General features: G+C 73.8%; 14 protein-coding genes. 10 read left to right on the plus strand and 4 right to left on the minus strand.

The genetic code is table 11. The annotated features are described in order from the left end of the window. The first annotated feature begins 243 nt into the window (after positions 1-243). The 3 genes from era (at position 244) to WMF24_RS31585 (ending at position 4,741) form a co-directional block, all read left to right on the plus strand. Entirely contained in the window at positions 244-1,536 is a 1,293-nt protein-coding gene (gene era / locus WMF24_RS31575) for a GTPase Era (RefSeq protein ID WP_437731133.1), read from the plus strand. Beyond that, positions 1,533-3,410 carry a ribosome biogenesis GTPase Der gene (gene der, locus WMF24_RS31580; protein WP_437731134.1) on the plus strand — a complete coding sequence of 626 codons (1,878 nt, stop codon included), beginning with the start codon at positions 1,533-1,535 and terminating at the stop codon, positions 3,408-3,410. Before era ends, der begins: the two co-directional genes overlap by 4 nt. Positions 3,411-3,586: 176 nt before the next feature. Then, the gene (locus tag WMF24_RS31585; protein ID WP_437731135.1) at positions 3,587-4,741 is read left to right on the plus strand and encodes an alkaline phosphatase PhoX; all 1,155 of its coding nucleotides are present in this window, start codon (positions 3,587-3,589) and stop codon (positions 4,739-4,741) included. A gap of 25 nt (positions 4,742-4,766) precedes the next feature. On the opposite strand, the gene WMF24_RS31590 is transcribed toward WMF24_RS31585, so the two are convergent. After that, positions 4,767-5,990 carry an ArsA family ATPase gene (locus WMF24_RS31590; RefSeq protein ID WP_437731136.1) on the minus strand — a complete coding sequence of 408 codons (1,224 nt, stop codon included), beginning with the start codon at positions 5,988-5,990 and terminating at the stop codon, positions 4,767-4,769. A gap of 94 nt (positions 5,991-6,084) precedes the next feature. Further along, positions 6,085-6,609 (minus strand): hypothetical protein, encoded by a 525-nt coding sequence (locus tag WMF24_RS31595; protein WP_437731137.1) that lies wholly within the window; start codon positions 6,607-6,609, stop codon positions 6,085-6,087. Positions 6,610-6,678: 69 nt separating this feature from the next. On the opposite strand from WMF24_RS31595, the gene WMF24_RS31600 reads away from it, so the two are divergent. The 3 genes from WMF24_RS31600 to WMF24_RS31610 all read left to right on the plus strand — a co-directional run bounded on the left by WMF24_RS31600 (position 6,679) and on the right by WMF24_RS31610 (position 10,316). Then, positions 6,679-7,413, plus strand: coding sequence for a tyrosine-protein phosphatase (locus WMF24_RS31600; RefSeq protein WP_437731138.1), 735 nt, complete (start codon positions 6,679-6,681; stop codon positions 7,411-7,413). Positions 7,414-7,506: 93 nt separating this feature from the next. Next, positions 7,507-8,121 (plus strand): TetR/AcrR family transcriptional regulator, encoded by a 615-nt coding sequence (locus tag WMF24_RS31605; RefSeq protein WP_437731139.1) that lies wholly within the window; start codon positions 7,507-7,509, stop codon positions 8,119-8,121. An 80-nt stretch (positions 8,122-8,201) separates the two neighbouring features. Further along, positions 8,202-10,316, plus strand: a complete 2,115-nt coding sequence (locus WMF24_RS31610; protein WP_437731140.1) for an ATP-binding domain-containing protein — start codon at positions 8,202-8,204, stop codon at positions 10,314-10,316. On the opposite strand, the gene WMF24_RS31615 is transcribed toward WMF24_RS31610, so the two are convergent. Next, positions 10,264-11,529 (minus strand): serine/threonine-protein kinase, encoded by a 1,266-nt coding sequence (locus WMF24_RS31615; protein ID WP_437731141.1) that lies wholly within the window; start codon positions 11,527-11,529, stop codon positions 10,264-10,266. The genes WMF24_RS31610 and WMF24_RS31615 overlap by 53 nt on opposite strands. A gap of 551 nt (positions 11,530-12,080) precedes the next feature. Between WMF24_RS31615 and recA the strand changes: the two genes are divergently transcribed. The 4 genes from recA to WMF24_RS31635 all read left to right on the plus strand — a co-directional run bounded on the left by recA (position 12,081) and on the right by WMF24_RS31635 (position 16,094). After that, positions 12,081-13,250, plus strand: a complete 1,170-nt coding sequence (gene recA, locus WMF24_RS31620; RefSeq protein ID WP_437731142.1) for a recombinase RecA — start codon at positions 12,081-12,083, stop codon at positions 13,248-13,250. A gap of 15 nt (positions 13,251-13,265) precedes the next feature. Continuing rightward, the gene (sixA, locus tag WMF24_RS31625) at positions 13,266-13,769 is read left to right on the plus strand and encodes a phosphohistidine phosphatase SixA (RefSeq protein ID WP_437731143.1); all 504 of its coding nucleotides are present in this window, start codon (positions 13,266-13,268) and stop codon (positions 13,767-13,769) included. Between the two features lie 321 nt (positions 13,770-14,090). After that, on the plus strand, positions 14,091-14,951 hold the full coding sequence (locus tag WMF24_RS31630; protein WP_437731144.1) for a hypothetical protein: 861 nt from the start codon (positions 14,091-14,093) through the stop codon (positions 14,949-14,951). A 171-nt stretch (positions 14,952-15,122) separates the two neighbouring features. Further along, entirely contained in the window at positions 15,123-16,094 is a 972-nt protein-coding gene (locus WMF24_RS31635; RefSeq protein ID WP_437731145.1) for an HDIG domain-containing metalloprotein, read from the plus strand. A 155-nt stretch (positions 16,095-16,249) separates the two neighbouring features. Here WMF24_RS31635 and WMF24_RS31640 read toward each other — a convergent pair whose 3' ends face one another. After that, positions 16,250-16,984 carry a hypothetical protein gene (locus WMF24_RS31640; RefSeq protein WP_437731146.1) on the minus strand — a complete coding sequence of 245 codons (735 nt, stop codon included), beginning with the start codon at positions 16,982-16,984 and terminating at the stop codon, positions 16,250-16,252. Positions 16,985-17,134 lie beyond the last annotated feature (150 nt).

Below are 17,134 nucleotides of genomic sequence, written 5' to 3' on the forward strand. Positions count from 1 at the left end.
CGCCCGCAGGCGCCGAAGCCCTCCGTGGCCGCCGCCGGCCCCCGTCCCGCCAGCAGCGGTGGCCCCGGCGGCCGCCGGGGCGCGCCCGCTGGCCAGGAGCCCCGGGGTGGCGCTGCGGCGAAGCCGCCGGCGCGCGGGCCCCGACGCGACAGCGAGGCGCGCGCGGACGATGGGCCGCGGCGCGCCGGCAGGCAGGGCGGCGCGCAACGGGACGGCGCGGAGCGCGCTGGCAAGCAGGGCGGCGTGGAGCGCGCTGGCAAGCAGGGCGGCGTGGAGCGCGCTGGCAAGCAGGGCGGCGTGGAGCGCGCCGGCAAGCGGGCCGGCGCGAAAGAGACGGCCGGGCGGGGCGGCGCGGGGCGGGCCAGCGCAGAGCAGGGCGGCGTGGAGCGGACCGCTCAGGAGCGGCGCTCCGGGGCGCGCTCACCGGACGCCCCCCGCGGCCCGTCCGGGCGCGGCTCGCGCCCGGGTGGCGGCGCGAAGGGGCGCCCCCCCACGGAGCGGACGGCGGGCGCGCGCAGCGGCGCGCAGCAGCAGCGGAGGAAGGGCGACGGCCCGAGGCCGACGGAGCAGGCCGACGCCTCCTCGCCGCGACGCTCCGGGCGCGTGGCCCTCGTCGGGCGGCCCAACGTGGGCAAGTCGACGCTGCTCAACGCGGCGCTCGGCCATCCGCTCGCGATCGTCTCGCCGACGCCGCAGACGACGCGCGACGCGATCCTCGGGGTCGTGCACCACGGCGCGGCGGAGATCGCGCTGCTCGACACGCCGGGGCTGCACCGGCCGCGCACGGAGCTCGGGCGCGTCATGAACCAGGCGGCGCGCGAGGCGGCGCGGAGCGCCGACGTGATCGTGTTCGTCACGGAAGCGCCGGATCCGGCGCGCCTCCCGCGGCGCGTGAAGGAAGACGAGGAGGGCCCGCCCATCGCGCCGCACCCGGGCGACCTGACGCTGCTCGCCGATCTCGGGAGCGAGGCGCCGGTGGTGTTCGTGCTCAACAAGGTCGACCGGGTGCGCGACAAGGCGCTGCTTTTGCCGCTGCTCGACGCGTTCGCCAAGCTCCGGGATTTCGCGGCGATCGTCCCCATCTCGGCGCTACGCGAGGACGGCGTCCAGCGCGTGCTCGACGAGGTGGCGAAGCTCTGCCCCGAGCAGGCCTGGAGCTTCGCGCCCGACGAGCTCACCGACAGGCCGACGCGCTTCTTCGCCGCCGAGTACGTCCGCGAGCAGATCCTCCGCGCGACGAAGGCCGAGGTGCCGCACGCGAGCGCCGTGCAGATCGAGCGCTACGTCGAGCCGACCGGCGACGGCGCGCTCCACATCGACGCGACGATCCACGTGGAGCGACCGGGGCAGAAGAAGATCCTCATCGGCGCCGGCGCGGAGCAGCTCAAGCGCATCGGCACGGAGGCCCGGCTGCGCATCGAGGAGCTTGTCGGACGGCAGGTGAACCTCAAGCTCTGGGTACGGGTGACGCCCGAGTGGCGCGAGTCGCTGCAGCGGCTGGAAGAGCTCGGCTACAACAAGGGAGAGGCCTCGTGAGCGCGGCGAAACCGGCTGTTTCCAGGGTGGCCAAGCGCGGCCAGAGCGCCGCCGGAGGCGGCAGGACGGCGAAGAAGGGCGACGCCCCCGAGAAGCGGGGCGGCGCCGGTGCCAGAAAGAGCGCCGGCGCCTCGAGGACGGGCGCAGCGGCCGCCGAGAAGAGCGGCGGCGCCCCCGGGAGGAGCGCCGGCGGACGCGGCAAGGCCCCTGCTGCGCCGGCCAGGGCCCCTGCGGCGGCCCGCAAGGCGCCTGCCGCGTCGGCGAAGGCGCCTGCCGCGTCGGCGAAGGCTCCTGCCGCGTCGGCGAAGGCTCCTGCCGCGTCGGCGAAGACGCCTGCCGCGTCGGCGAAGGCTCCTGCCGCGTCGGCGAAGACGCCTGCCGGTTCCACGAGACGCGGCGCATCGGGCCCCGGCAGGCCGCGCGCCTCCGCGGAGCAGCGCGACCTCGACCCGGCGGAGGACAGGGACGCGCTCGCGGCCGAGCTCGCCGAGGAGGCGCTCGCGGCGGCCGAGGAGGCCGCGGCCGACGCGCCTGCGCCGATCCCCTCGGCCGGGATCGTGGCGCTCGTCGGGCGGCCCAACACCGGCAAGAGCACGCTGTTCAACCGGCTGGTCGGCAAGCGCATCGCGATCGTGCACGACGAGCCCGGGGTGACGCGCGACCGCCACTACGGCGACGTCACCTCGCGCGGGCGGCGGTTCACGCTCGTCGACACCGGCGGGTTCGACCCCGAGAGCGACGACCCCATGCGACAGGGGATCAAGCGGCAGATCGATCTCGCGATCGCCGAGGCCGACGTCATCGTGTGCGTGCTCGACGCCGTGACGCCGGTGACGCCCTCCGAGCACGCCGAGCTCGGCCTCCTGCGCCGCGCCGGCAAGCCCGTGATCTACGTCGCGAACAAGGCGGACTCGCCGCGCGCGGAGGCCGAGGCGGCGGAGCTGTACCGCCTCGGGATGGATCGGCTCATCCCGATCAGCGCGCTGCACGGCCGCGGCATCTCCGACCTGGAGATGGCCATCGAGGCCGCGCTGCCCGCCGAGCCCGCGGCGCCCGAGGTGTCGGCCGAGGGCGCGCTCCGCATCGCCATCGTCGGGCGGCCGAACGCGGGGAAGTCCTCGATCGTCAACCGCATCTCGGGCGAGGAGCGCATGCTCGTCGACGCGCAGCCGGGCACGACGCGCGATCCCATCGACACGCTCGTCGAGCGCGACGGCAAGCGGTTCTTGCTCATCGACACGGCCGGCATCCGCCGCAAGGCGAAGGTGACGAAGGAGGACAGCGCCGTCGAGGCGGTCAGCGTGATCCACGCGATCCGCGCCATGGAGCGGGCCGAGGTCGTGCTCCTGCTCTGCGACGCGGACGAGGGCGTGGCCGAGCAGGACGCGAAGATCCTCGGGCTGGCGGTCGATAGGGGCTGCGGCATCGTGATCGGCCTCAACAAGATCGATCTCCTCGACCGCAAGGCGCTCGCCAAGGCGGAGGAGGACGCCCGCGACAAGCTCTCGTTCGTGCCGTGGGCGCCCATCGTGCAGGTGAGCGCGCGCAGCGGGCGCGGCGTGGCGAAGCTCCTCGAGACCGTGGGCCAGGTGGCCGACGCCTACCGGAAGCGCGTGCCCACCGGGGAGCTGAACCGCTTCTTCGAGCAGATCCTCCTCACGCACCCGCCGCCCACGCACGGCGGGCGCGCGCCCCGCCTGTTCTTCGTCACGCAGGCCGAGACCTCGCCGCCGCTGTTCGTCGTCGTGGCGAGCGATCCCGAGAAGCTCCACTTCAGCTACAGGCGCTACGTGGCGAACCAGCTCCGGCAGGCGTTCGGCCTCGACGGCGTGCCGGTCCGGGTGAAATACAAGGAGCGGAGGCGGCGGGGGTAGGCCCGGCCGCCGCCGCCAGCGCGCGCGCCGCCACGCCGACGCGCGCTCCGCCGCGTTCGATCGCGCGCTCCGCCATCCCGGCCTGCGCGCTCCGCCGTGCTCGTCCGCGCGCTCTGTCATCAAAGTGACGGCGAGGCGTGACGCGACGCCCACAGGCAACGCCGAGCATCGCGCGCATGAAGCGTCGTGATCTGCTGCGCACCTCGGCCGCCACCGCGGCCTTTGCCCTCGGCTCGCGGTTCTGGCGGCACGCCTTTGCCGCGCCCGCCCGTCCTGGGACGAGCCCCTACGGCCCCATCGCCGCCACGCCCGACGCGAACGGGCTTCGCCTGCCGGCGGGCTTCACCTCGCGTGTCATCGCGGTGACGGGGCTCCCGGTCGCCGGGACCTCGCACCTCTGGCATGTAGCCCCGGACGGCGGCGCCTGCTTTCCGCTCGACGACGGCGGCTGGGCCTACACCTCGAACAGCGAGGTGCCCCTGATCGGCGGCGCGGCCATGGTGCGGTTCGACGCCGCCGGGCGCGTGACCGGCGCGCGCACGATCCTGAGCGGCACGACCTCGAACTGCGCGGGCGGCCCGACGCCCTGGGGGACGTGGCTCTCGTGCGAGGAATGGGACGGGGGCAACGTGTTCGAGTGCTACCTCGACGGCCGAGAGGCGGCGCGGCGCTCCGACCTCGGGACGTTCGCGCACGAGGCCGTCGCCGTGGATCCCTCCGGGCGGCGCCTGTACCTGACCGAGGATCGCTCGAACGGCAGGTTCTACCGCTTCACCCCGGACCGCTATCCGTCGCTCGCCGGCGGGCGCCTCGAGGCGGCGCGCGTCTCCTGGAGCGCGGACGGCCTGCGCGGCACGGTGGGCTGGGTCCGCGTCGAGACGTGGATCCCGGCGGCCTTGAACCCCCTCACGTCAGGGCGGACCACGGCCTTCAACGGCGGCGAGGGCTGCTGGTACGACGATGGAGTCGTGTACTTCACCACGAAGGGGGACAACCGGGTCTGGGCCTACACGCCGGCGAGCTCCAGCCTGGAGTGCATCTACGCCGCGGAGCTCTACCCCTCGTCCCCGCTGCGCGGCGTCGACAACCTCGTCGTCTCGCGCTCCGGCGACCTCTTCGTGGCCGAGGACGGCGACGACATGCAGATGTGCGTCATCACGCCGGACCGCGTCGTCGCCCCGTTCCTGCAGGTCGAGGGGCACGCCGGCTCCGAGATCACCGGCCCGGCGTTCAGCCCTGCCGGCGACCGGCTCTACTTCAGCTCGCAGCGCGGGGTGGACGGGATCGGGATCGGGATGACCTTCGAGGTGCGCGGCCCGTTCCGGGGCTGATCCCGGCCGGGCGCCGCGCTGCCCTTCACGCCGCCCCGGGCAGCGGCGCGAGCACGTCGGCGATCCTCGCCAGGCCGGCGACGTCGTAGATGTCGTACGGGAAGGCCGGGACGTCGACGCGGACGCTGCCGCCGCTCTGCTCGTCCTCGAGCGCCGCCTCGAGGGCGATCAGGTTCAGGTGATCGAGCTTGCCCATGCGGCTCTCATCCGCCGCGGCCTGCAGCAGGCGCGCCGCGGCGTCGGGGGCGAGCGCCAGGCTGCCGCCGTCGAGCGCGGCCGCGACCTCGGCGGCGCTCGGCAGCGCGCCGTACACCGGGTGGACGCGGTTCACGACGAACGCGTCGCGCCGCATCTCCTGCTCGCGCAGGCGGTCGGCGAAGAAGAGCACCTCGCGCACGCACAGCGGATCGGGCGTCGTGACCAGCACGTAGGCCACGTCGGGGCCGCGCAGCGCCGAGGCCACCGCGTCCGCCCGCTGCTTCCAGCCGCCGAAGACGGCGTTCATCTCGCTGATGAACGCCGCGATCTGCTCGAGGAAGCCGCTGCCGGTCAGCTTGCCGATCCCCCGCAGCACCGCGGCGGTCGAGCGCGCCAGCAGGTTGAGCGACAGCCTGCCCGAGCTCTGGAACGCCTGCACGAACCAGCGCGTCGCCGCGCTGTCGATGGCGCCGACGAGCCGCTCCGGCGCGTCGAGGAAATCCAGCGCGTTCGCCGTGGGCGGCGTGTCGAGCAGGACGAGGTCGTAGCTCGGGTCGTTCCGCACGGCGTAGAGCTTCTCCATCGCCATGTACTCCTGCGTGCCCGCGAGCGACGTGGAGATGTACTTGTAGAGGACGTTGTTCAGGATCCGGTCGCGCTGCTCGGGCGAGGGGGCGAGCGACGCGACGAGGCTGTCGAACGTCGACTTCGTGTCGAGCATCATGACCGTCATCGAGCCGGGCACGTCGAGCCCGGCTTTCTCGAACCGGGCGGGCTCGATCGTCTGGGCCTCGGTCTTCATCTCCTCGATCCCGAGGCTCTGGGAGAGGCGGCGCGCCGGGTCGATCGTCAGGCAGAGGACGCGCTTGCCGCGGCGGGCCGCGGCGAGGCCGAGCGCCGCGGTCGTCGTCGTCTTGCCGACGCCGCCGCAGCCGACGCAGAGGATCACGCGGCGGGCGGCGAGCAGCGGGGCCAGGCCGGCGTCGTCTGACCGGAGGGACGTGGGGACGGCGAGCGAGGGGTTGCGAGGGGGTGCGGGCGGGCCGGGCATGGCGCGCGACCTGAGGTCGCGGCCCCTTGTAGCACGAACCGGGGGGGCGCGAGCGCTCACGCTGCGGCGCAGCCCGAGCGCTCGTCGCGGGCGCTCACGCCGCGGCGCGGAGGATGCGCAGGCAGCCCGCGGCCGCGCGGGCGATCGAGGCGCCGCGCGCCGCCGTGCCGCCGCGGCCGCAGAGCAGCACCTCGCCGCCGGCCACGGAGAGGCTCTGGACCTCGACCTCCGCGGTGAGCGCCGCGATGCGCGAGCCGACCGCCGCGTTCTGGACCGCGTCCGGGTTGGCGAGGAGCGGGGCGTAGGCCGCGAGCTCCTCGCACGCCGGCCAGGCGCCCGCCCCCGCGACGAGGCAGCCGCTGTCGTCCACGAGGACCACGACGTCGAGGTTCGCCTCGGAGCGGGTCGTCGAGAGCTGATAATGCAGCGCGGTGATCGGATCGTCGCTGCGGCGGCGGCGCCGCTCGGAGGTGGGGGGCCCCTCCTCCCTGGTCTCGTCGGGCGCCCCCCCCTCGGTCGCGACAGCGCCCTCGGCCGAGGGCGCGCCGCGCTGGCCGCCCGCGCAGTCATCCGACCCGCGCTGAGGCACAAGCTGCTGGTTCGATAACGACAACGACACGAACACCTCCTCGCCGCGAAGCATGGTCGTAGCGCACGGAGGCGGCCAACTTTGCTAAGTTCGGTCGCGATGCGCGGCTTCATCGATCTCCACTGCCACTGGGTCGCCGGCATCGACGACGGCGCCCGCACCGTCGAGGAGAGCTTCGCCCTGCTCACCGCGCTGCGCGAGGCCGGGTTCGACACCGTGGTGGCCACGCCGCACATGCGCCCCGGCATGTTCGACAACACCCGGCAGCGCCTCCGCGCCGCCTACGACGCCACCTGCGCCGCCCTGCGCTGCGCCGACAGCGCGCCCGACCTGCCCGCGCTCGACCTCTCGTCGGAGCATTTCTTCGACGACATCGTCTTCCAGCGCCTCCTCGACGGCAGCGCCCTCCCCTACCCCGGCGGCCGCGCCGCCCTCGTCGAGTTCCCGACCCGGAGCTTCCCCGTCCGGGTCGCGGACCGGATCTTCGACCTCACCCGCCGCAAGCTCCGCCCCGTCATCGCCCACCCCGAGCGCTACGAGCCCGTCTTCGGCGACAGCGCCCCGCTGGATCCGCTGCTCGACGCCGGCGCCGTGCTCCTCCTCGACGTCGCGGCGCTCACCGGCAAGTACGGGCGCACCCCCCGCCGGGTCGCCGAGCGGCTCCTCGAGGAAGGGTACTACTACGCCGCCTGCAGCGACGCCCACGCCCCCGGCGACGTCGCCGACGTGCGCGAGGGCATCGAGGCCCTCTTCGCCATGGTCGGCGACGAGGAAGCGACGTTCCTGCTGACCGACGGCCCGCGCGCGATCCTCGAAGGCCGCGTCGAGCCCTGACGCCACAAGAGGCGGCCGCCCCCGCGGAGGGGGCCGCTCGCTTGACGGGGCGGCGCGCCAGGCTATAAGTGAACGAACCGTTCACTATTCGCCATGGCGCAGGTTCTCAAGGACGACGTGCAGCAGAGCATCGCCGCCGCGGCGCTGACGGTGTTCGCGCAGAAGGGGTACGAGAGCGCGACGATGGCCGAGATCGCCCGGGCGGCCGGCGTCTCGACGGGCAACATCTACCGCTACTACGCGAACAAGGACGCGCTCTTCTACGCGGTCGTCGACGACGGGTTCGTCCGCGCCTTCGCGCTCCTGCTCCGCCGCCGGGTGAAGGCGCTCGACGGCGTCGACGACATCCGGACGCTCCCGCCGACGGCCGCGTACCACCTCGCGTCCGAGGAGCTCCTCCGCTTCTGCATCGAGAACCGGCTGCGCGTCGTGATCCTCCTGGGGCGCGCCGGGGGCTCCAGGTACGCGCGGTTCGCCGACGAGACAGCGGGGCGCCTCGTCGAGCTGGCGATCGAGCACTTCCGCGCCCTGGACCCGTGCCTCCAGGTGACCGAGGCGACGCGCTTCAACCTGGACCAGATCTACAGGAGCCTCGTCGGGACGATGGTCAGCACCCTCGCGCGCTTCGACGACGAGGCCGCCATCCGCGAGGCGGTCGACGGCTACGCGAGGTACCACCTCGCCGGGCTCAAGAGCTTCTTCGCATGAGCTTCGCTTCGTCCCAAAAGTGAACGCACCGTTCATCCAACGCGAGCTCGCCCCCCGCGCGGGGGCGCACGGAGGCCACCATGCTGGAGAGCAGGTCTGATCTGCCGGTCGAAGCGCGCGCCGTCCTCGAGGAAGAGGAGGTGCTCCTCGAGCGCGTGCGCGCCGCGCTGGACAGAGCGCGGCGGCGCGGTCATCGCGCGGCCGCGCCGCGCGAGCTCAGGTCGATCGCGGCGCTCCGGGAGCTCCGCGACGAGGCGGCGGCGGCGTCGGCGGACGATCTGCCGGCGGTGCTCCTCGAGATGAACGTGCGGCAGCGCCTCATCGAGCAGGAGCCCCGGGAGGCGCTGCCCGACCCGCGCTGCCCGTACCTCGCCCACCTCCGGGTCGACGAGGGCAAGGGGGCGAAGGACTACCTGCTCGGCCACGCGACGTTCCTGGATCCGTCGGCCGACGTGCGGATCCTCGACTGGCGCGTCGCGCCGGTGGCGCAGATCTTCTACCGGTACCGCGAGGGCGACGAGTACGAGGAGACCTTCCCGGGCCGCGTGGCCGAGGGCGTCGTGAAGGCGCGCCGCATCGTCGTCGTGGAGCGCGGCGTCCTCACCCGGATCGTGGGCGACGGCCTCGTCCTGACGCAGCGGGGCGACGGCCGGTGGGCGATGGAGGAGCGCGCGTCGCTCGCCATGCAGCCGGGCGGCGCGGGGACGGCCGCGCGCCCCGGGAGCCTCGGCGTCGGCGCCGGGGCGCAGGACCGGGCGACCGCCGCGGACGTCACCGCCCTGCTCGACCCCGAGCAGTACGCCGCCGTGTGCGCGCCCGCGCAGCAGCCGCTGCTCGTGCTCGGCAGCGCCGGGAGCGGCAAGACGACCGTGGCGCTGCACCGCCTCGCCCGGATCGCCGCGCTCGACCCGGCGCGGTCCCCTCTCTCGGCCATGAGCGTCGTCGTCCCCGAGGAGGGGCTCGCGCGGCTGTCGCGCCGCCTCCTCGCGCCGCTCGGCGCGGGCGAGGCCCAGGTGAAGACGCTCGACGCCTGGTCGGCCGCGACCGCGCGCGAGGTCTTCGGCCGGCCCATCGCCCTGTGCGCCGACCCGCCGGCGCTCGTCTCGAGCCTCAAGCGCCACCCGGCGCTCTACCGCGCGCTCGGGCGCCGCTTCGCGAAGCTCGCGCCGGCGAGCACGACGCTCCCGCGGCTGCGCCGCCGGCTCGCCGACGTCTTCACGGATCGAGGGTTCCTCGAGGGCGTCGTCGCCGCCTCGGGCGGGGACGTGCCGCAGAGCGCCGTCGAGGAGACCGTCCGCCACACCGTGCTGCAGATCGCCGAGCCGCTCGAGAAGGAGCTCGCCTCGATCGTCGTGCCGGAGATGAAGCAGGCGATCGACGGCCGCGCCATCGCCGAGGGGACGCCGGACGAGCTCGCCGGGACGCTCGACGTCGACGACCTGCCGATCCTGCTGTTCCTTCGCGCCGCGCGCCGCGGCCTCGAGGGGGCGGGGTGGTCGCACCTCGTGCTCGACGAGGCCGAGGACTTCTCGCTGTTCGAGCTGTATGTGCTGGGCAAGCTCCTCGGCGAGGCGCGCGGCGTGACGCTCGCCGGCGACGAGGCGCAGCAGACCTCGTCGAGCTTCGCCGGGTGGGACGCGGCGCTGTCGACGCTCGGCGTGGGCGACGCGGCGACCTGCCGCCTCGCGGTGTCGTACCGGTGCCCGCGGCCGGTGACCGAGCTCGCCCGGCGGCTGCTCGGCAAGCTCGCGCCCGAGGCGCCCGCGCGCGCGGCGCGGGACGGCGCGCCCGTCGGGAGGTTCCGCTTCCCGAGCGAGGCGCAGGCGCACCTGTTCCTCGCCGGCGCGCTCCGCGACCTCGCCGGCCGCGAGCCCCGCGCCTCGGTGGCCGTCATCGCCCGGGACCAGGACGCCGCGCGGCAGCTCCACGCGCTCGTCGCGGACCTGCCCGAGGCGAGGCTCGTGCTCGAGGGGGAGTTCTCGTTCGAGCCGGGCATCGACGTCACCGACGTCGACAGCGCGAAGGGGCTCGAGTTCGACTACGTCGTCGTGCCCGACGCGACCGCGGCGGCCTACCCGATGACCGACGAGGCCCGCCGGCGGCTCCACGTCGCGGTGACGCGGACGTCGCACCAGCTCTGGCTCATCGCGGGCGCGGCGTGGTCTCCGCTGCTGGAGGACGCGGCGGAGCGCTGACGCGCTCCGCGGCGCCCTCCGCGCGTGGCCCGGCCGGGGCCGCGACAGCGGCCCGCCGGAGGGAGCTGTGCCCCACCGCCACGGTCCCGGCGAGCGCGCACCCGAGGACGACGGCCCCGATGGCCCACGCCGCGTGGCCCCAGCGGCGCGGCGAGGGCGGGAGCTCCGCGCCCTCGGCCGGGTCGCTCCCGGGATCGAGCGACTCGAGCGCCGCGCGGAGCTGCTGCGTGCGGAGGTGGGACGCGCCCCCGAGGACCTGCCCCATCCAGGCCGCGACGAGCGCGTCGTTGCCCGGGTGCGCGGCGCCCGGCACCGCCTCCTCGAGCGCGCGCATGAGCTGCGCCGCCGTCGCCGTGCGCGCGGTGGGCGATTTGGCGAGCGCCTCCGAGACGAGCCGATCGAGCGCCGGTGGGATCGGCTCGGGCGGCGGCGCCGCGCTCAGCCGGTTCGCGAGCCCGCGCCGGGACGGGGTCGCGCGCGACGACAGCGGCGCGGCGGGCCGCTCGCTCGCGATGTGGGTCATCGTGCTCTCGCTGTCGTCGGCCTGGAAGGGGTGAGCGCCCGACAGGAGCTCGTAGAGAAGCACCCCCACCCCGAACAGATCGGCGCGCCGGTCGCACGGCTGCCCGCGGATGTGCTCCGGCGCCATGTACGGCGCGCTGCTCCGGAACAGGAGCGCGCCCGCGTCGCCGCCCGCGGCCACGGCGCGCGGGATCCGGGGCCGGCGCTCGGACAGGCGCTCTTCCTCGAACCTGGCGATGCCGAACTCGACGAGCCGTACGAGCCCCTCCGACGTGATGAGGACGTTGTCCGGCGAGACGTCGTAGTGGATGAGCTCGTGCGGGTTGCCGAGCTCGTCCCGCAGCTCGTGCGCGGCGTCGAGCGCCGCGCAGATCTGGTAGGCGAGCCGCGCCGCGGCGAGCACCGGCGCCCGGCGCCCGCGCGCGGCGCGCAGCACCGACGAGAGGGGCTCTCCGCTCACCCACTCCATCACGTAGTAAAGCGTGCCGTCCTTCTCGCCCACGTCGACGACGGGCACCACGTTCGGGTGCCTGATGCGCGCCGCCAGCGCGGCCTCGTCGAGGAACGTCCGCACCGCGTCCGGGTCGGGCGAGAGCTCGGGCAGAAGCACCTTGATGGCAAAGAGCTTCTGAAACCCGTGCTCTCGCCTGAGCCGCGCAGCCCAGACCTCCCCCACCTCGCCTGCGGCCACCCGCAGGACGAGCTCGTACCGACCCAGGGAAAACCCTGGGAAAAGACGCCCCCCGCCCCCCACGTGAGAGATGTGGCCCAGAGGTGGCGCATTCGCCAGTGTTCCCGCCGAGGCACGATCACGATTGTTGTCGGGGTTGGGAGACTCGAGGGCAGCCGGGAAGCGCGCGGAAATCGCGGCTCCGCCCGAGACATCACCGCATCTTCCGATTCCGGCCTTGGCCCGCGCGCGCTCCGCGTGCATCCTTGGCCGCGCGATCCAGATCGCGCGGCCGTGACCGCGCGAACGCGAGACCCCCACGCCCCAGCCCGCGGCCCGGGACGCCGTCGCCTCGGCGAGCGCCGACCGCGCTCGGCAACGCCCCTCGCATCCTGCGCGCCCTGCGCACGCTGCGCGGACGTTGTCGGTCCTATCCGGGGTGGGGGGGTCTTGCTTCCTGAACAACCGGACAGTAAAGGTCTGGCGGAAACTGTCGCCCCGCCCGTCGGGGGTCCGCCGCCGCGATCCCCTTCGGTCTCCCCTCCCCTTCGGCCCCCCTCCCCGAGGTACGCATGAGTGACGAGAAGAACACGAAGCAGAAGTCCGCCGCCCTTGAGCTCGCGATCGCCAGCGTCGAGAAGGAGTACGGCAAGGGCGCGATCATGCGCCTCAAGGACGGGCAGTCGCTCCACGACGAGGTCGCGGCCGTGCCGAGCGGCTCGCTCGGCCTGGACATCGCCCTCGGCATCGGCGGCTACCCGCGCGGCCGCATCGTCGAGATCTACGGGCCGGAGTCGAGCGGCAAGACGACCCTCACCCTCCACGCCATCGCCGCCATCCAGCGGGCGGGCGGGACGGCCGCGTTCATCGACGCCGAGCACGCCCTCGACGTGAACTACGCCAAGAAGCTCGGCGTGAAGACCGAGGAGCTGCTCATCTCCCAGCCCGACTACGGTGAGCAGGCGCTCGAGATCGCCGACATGCTCGTCCGCTCGAACGCTGTCGACATCATCGTCGTCGACTCCGTGGCCGCGCTCGTCCCCAAGGCGGAGATCGAGGGCGACATGGGCGACAGCCACGTCGGCCTCCAGGCCCGGCTGATGAGCCAGGCGCTGCGCAAGCTGACCGGGACGACCGCGCGCTCGCAGTGCCTGCTGATGTTCATCAACCAGATCCGGATGAAGATCGGCGTCATGTTCGGCAGCCCCGAGACGACGAGCGGCGGCAACGCCCTCAAGTTCTACGCCTCCGTCCGGCTCGACATCCGCCGCATCGGCGCCATCAAGGAGGCCGCCGCGGGCGGCAAGGAGCCGGCGGTCGTCGGCAACCGGACCCGCGTGAAGGTCGTGAAGAACAAGATGGCTCCGCCCTTCCGCGAGGTGGAGTTCGACATCCTCTACGGCCAGGGCATCAGCCACAGCGGCGACGTCATCGACCTCGCGACCGAGGCCGGCATCATCGAGAAGAGCGGCTCCTGGTTCTCGTTCCAGGGCGAGCGCATCGGCCAGGGCCGCGAGAACGCCCGCACCTACCTGGAGCAGCACCCGGCGGTGCTCGAGAAGATCGAGCAGATGGTCCTCGCGAAGCACGGCGTCTCCCGCGCCGGGGGCGCCGCGGCGAACGGCGCCGCGAACGCGGGCCCGAAGGGCGGGGCCGCCGAGCCCTCGCCGCCGGCGAAGGGTCGCGGCGAGTCGGCCGCGTCCGGTCAGGACGCCCGGCGCGCCCCGGGCAAGACGAACTGACGCCGGCCGACGCCCATGCGCCTCTACGTCATGCGGCACGGCCCGGCGGAGGACCGGGCGCCGAGCGGACGCGACGCCGACCGGCGGCTCACCGCCGAGGGTCGCGCGCGCGTCGAGCGGGTCGCGGTCGAGCTGCGCCGCGTCCGGGGCGGCGCCCCGCTCGCGCGGGTGCTCGCGAGCCCCCTCGCGCGCGCCCGCGAGACCGCCGAGATCGCGGCGCCGATCTGCGGCGCGCCGGAGGTCGAGATCGAGGGCGAGCTCGCGCTCGACGCCGGGCTGCCGCTCGCGCTCGTCGCGGCGCTCGCCCGCGAGGGCGCGGACGCGCTCCTGGTCGGGCACCAGCCGAACGTCGAGCACCTCGTGCGCACGCTCGTCGAGCCGTCCGGCCGGGGCGCGCCCAGCCTGCGCCTCTCCAGCTTCACCACCGCGCTGATCGTCGCCCTCGAGCCCGAACCGACCCCGCCCCCCCAGGGCCGGTGGCGCGTGGAGCGGATCCTCGACCCCCGGGCGCTCGGCTAGCGAGGCGAGCGAGGCGGGCGCGGCGGACGAGGCGGGCGCGCCGCGTACGCTGTGTCATGAAGCGGCGGGCTCGCGTCCGAGGCGGAAGGTGGCGCGATCGAGGCGGGATGCGCGCGGCGGATCTCGGTGGTCCAGGCAAGTGCATGAATTCACGGCGGAAATACGGATCGCGGGCGGGCGACGGTCGAGACGTCCGCCGCACCTCTCCAGAGCGGCCGGTCCCTCGCTTACATAGCCACAAAGGCCAATGATTCCGATGATTTCGGTCGGTCGCTTGACAAGGATCCCACCCGAGAATACGCCCAAATAAGGAGGATTGAGATGGCGGGACAGATGGCCTTCCCCTTCGCTCAACCCCCTCCAGGCCGTCTGTCGCGCAGCGGTGGGAAGGGCGCAGCGTCCTCTTCCCTGTGGCCGCGCGTCTCTCGGGCCGTCGTCCGGGTGCCCGATCCGCGGCACCACCCGATCGACATCGACCTGCCCGCGGGCCAGCCGCAGATCTTCGTGCACGAGGGGGCGCGCCAGGCGCTCATCCGGCGCCTGGAGCTGGCCCAGAAGCGGCCGGTCCTGCTCGCGGTCACCGACAACTACCGGCAGATGATCTCCTCGTCGCTGCGGGAGGGCATCCTGCAGGCGCGCGTCCATCACATGTTCCTGGACGCGCCGGCGATCGTTCAGGATGCGCTCGTCCGGTACGTGGTGAGCCAGGACCGGGCCGCGTCGCTCGTCGTCGGCCAGTACATCCACGAGAACGGCCATCGCATCCGGGCGTGCCGGCCGGTGAGCACGCCGCTCTCCACGCAGGGAGAGACGCACGATCTGCTGAGCCTGTTCCAGAAGCTCAACCTCGCTTACTTCGGCGGCGCGGTCGACGCGCTGATCACCTGGGGCAAGCGGACGAAGGCGCGGAAGCCGCGGCGCACCATCAAGCTGGGGAGCTACTCCGCGATCGAGCGGCTGATCCGCATCCACCCGGTGCTCGACCGGCCGTGGGTCCCCCGCTACTTCATCTCGTACGTCATCTACCACGAGATGCTCCACCACGTGATGCCGGCGACCCACGGCACCGGGCGCCGGATGCTCCATCCGCCCCAGTTCCTCGCCCGCGAGCGGCTCTTCCGCGACTACGAGCGCGCCCTCGCCTGGGAGAGGGACCACGTGGGCAGGCTCCTCCGCACCTGACGCGCCGTCGCCGGCGGACCCGCGCAAGCCGGCGGGCGCCGAGCGACGAACGCCACGAACCATTGCGCGGAGAACCGGCTGGCTCTAAACCGGCGGACCCCCGTCGGGCCGGTGAGCCGGCGCCGTACGGGCGACCCCACCCCCGTAACCTCGAAAGTGTGGAAGGCCAGCGTGCAGGAGATTCTCACCCAGGAAGCGAGCCCGAAGCGGGCCATGGAGGCGCTCGAGTGGGCCGCGGAGCGAGCGGAGAGGGCTGACGCCGCGCAGCCCGAGGCGTCCGCCGAGCCACGCCCCTCGCCGCGGGTGATCTCCGGGCGCCCCGCCGACTTCAAGGCGGCGGCGGGGCTCTACCTGCCGGATGTCCGCAAGCTGCTCGACCGGATCATGATGAGCAGCGACGCCGAGGCCGGGCTCGACGCGCTCCTCGAGTCGGGCGCGCTCGCCGCGATGCTGCCCGAGGTCGAGGCGATGGTCGGGTTCGGCGATGGGGAGTGGCGCCACAAGGACGTCTGGAAGCACACGAAGCAGGTCGTGCGTCAGGCGGTCCCGAGGCTCGAGGTCCGGTGGGCGGCGCTCCTGCACGACATCGGCAAGACGAGGACGCGGTCGATCTCGCCGACGGGCGAGGTGCACTTCTTCGGTCACGCGGAGGTCGGCGCGCGCATGTTCGACAAGATCGACCGGCGGCTGCCGCTCTTCGCGAGGGAGGAGGCGCTGAAGGGCAGCATCCGCTTTCTGATCCTGCACCACCTGCGGGCGAGCCAGTACGACCCGTCGTGGACCGACAGCGCGGTGCGTCGCTTCGCGAAGGAGATGGGCGACTGCCTGAAGGACGTGCTCGACCTGTCGCGGGCGGACATCACGACGAAGCGGCCCGAGAAGAAGCGGAAGGGGCTCAAGCAGATCAACGACCTGGCCGAGCGGGTGCTGCAGGTGCAGGCGCAGGACGCCGTGGTGCCGCCGCTGCCGAGCGGGATCGGGGACGCCATCATGAAGGCGTTCGGGCTGCCGCCGTCGCGGCGGGTCGGGGAGATCAAGCGGGCGCTCGAGCAGGCGGTCGAGGCGGGGGAGGTGCCGTCGCACCAGGAGTCGGAGGTGTACATCGCCTTCCTCCGGGAGAACGCGGCACGCTTCGGGATCTGACCTCGGCGGCGGTGCGGGGAGACCAGGCACGCTGCTGAGCGGCGTGCCCGCACAGGAGACGGGCCCAGATCGGCGTTTTCGGCGCGGAGGCGTACTCCTGTACGCCGAGCACCGAAAACGTCGAGATGGGCCCGTATCCGAAGCGGGCACGTCGCTCAGCGGAGAGGGGCCTCGCAGGTCGCGCAGCGGGGGGGGACGCCGTCCTTGTGGTACAGCTCGCCGCAGCGGCCGCAGAGGCGGGCGTCGGCCTCGAAGGCGATGAGCTTGTCGGTCACCTTGCAACGAAGACCGGCGACCTGGGGCGGCTCGAGCGGACGCACCTCGCCGGCTGCGTCGTCGGGCGGCGGCAACGCGCCCTCCTTGATGTCCGCCACGTGCGCAGGGACACGCGACCTCGCCTCGGCCAGGGCACGGGCAGCCGCCGGCAGGTGCGTCCGTAGCGGGATGGCGATCGCGGTGCCGCTGCCCTGAACCGTGAGCGCGGTCTCGGTGAACAGCAGGCGCGTGACCTCGTTCCAGCCGATGCGCTCGATCTCGCCAGGGCCGTTCTCGATCGCCACGCCGGCATCGCCGACACGGATGGGCTTCATCGACCACTGGCCGAAGAGCGCCGCCGCCGCCCCGAGGAGCACCGCGAGGAGGAGCAGGTACGGAGCGTACGGGTGCCCCCCCGCCTCCTCGCCCCGGAACCACTGGCCGTAGACACCCGCCCCCGCGAGGAGCGCCGCGACGGACATGCCCAGCCACGTGAGCACGTGCACGACCGAAGCCTTCGGCTCGAAACGTCGCTCGCTCCGCGGATCGGTCCGACTCCGCAGGAAGCCATCGCCGCCCTGCCCCGCGGCCCCCGAACCCCTGCGCTTGCGCTTCACCGGTCTGTCGGCTGCCATCGGCGGCTTCCTATCGGAGGAGACGCCAGGACGCAAAGGGGGTCGGCGTCACCACAGCGAGGACACCGGCAGCGCCCGACGCGAACAGCCAGCCTGGACGCGCAGCGCGCAGCCTGGACGCGCACCCCTCGGCGCGCACCGCGCAGCCCT

The sequence above is a fragment of the Sorangium sp. So ce1335 genome (genome assembly GCF_051521615.1).
Taxonomy (GTDB): domain Bacteria; phylum Myxococcota_A; class Polyangia; order Polyangiales; family Polyangiaceae; genus Sorangium.

Bases quoted from the DNA above. Each gene is read 5' to 3' on its own strand.
- WMF24_RS31610 (WP_437731140.1), top strand. From the start codon at position 8,202: ATGCTGGAGAGCAGGTCTGATCTGCCGGTCGAAGCGCGCGCCGTCCTC.
- sixA (WP_437731143.1), top strand. From the start codon at position 13,266: ATGCGCCTCTACGTCATGCGGCACGGCCCGGCGGAGGACCGGGCGCCG.
- WMF24_RS31585 (WP_437731135.1), top strand. From the start codon at position 3,587: ATGAAGCGTCGTGATCTGCTGCGCACCTCGGCCGCCACCGCGGCCTTT.
- WMF24_RS31630 (WP_437731144.1), top strand. From the start codon at position 14,091: ATGGCGGGACAGATGGCCTTCCCCTTCGCTCAACCCCCTCCAGGCCGT.
- WMF24_RS31600 (WP_437731138.1), top strand. From the start codon at position 6,679: ATGCGCGGCTTCATCGATCTCCACTGCCACTGGGTCGCCGGCATCGAC.
- WMF24_RS31640 (WP_437731146.1), bottom strand. From the start codon at position 16,984: ATGGCAGCCGACAGACCGGTGAAGCGCAAGCGCAGGGGTTCGGGGGCC.
- recA (WP_437731142.1), top strand. From the start codon at position 12,081: ATGAGTGACGAGAAGAACACGAAGCAGAAGTCCGCCGCCCTTGAGCTC.
- WMF24_RS31605 (WP_437731139.1), top strand. From the start codon at position 7,507: ATGGCGCAGGTTCTCAAGGACGACGTGCAGCAGAGCATCGCCGCCGCG.
- WMF24_RS31590 (WP_437731136.1), bottom strand. From the start codon at position 5,990: ATGCCCGGCCCGCCCGCACCCCCTCGCAACCCCTCGCTCGCCGTCCCC.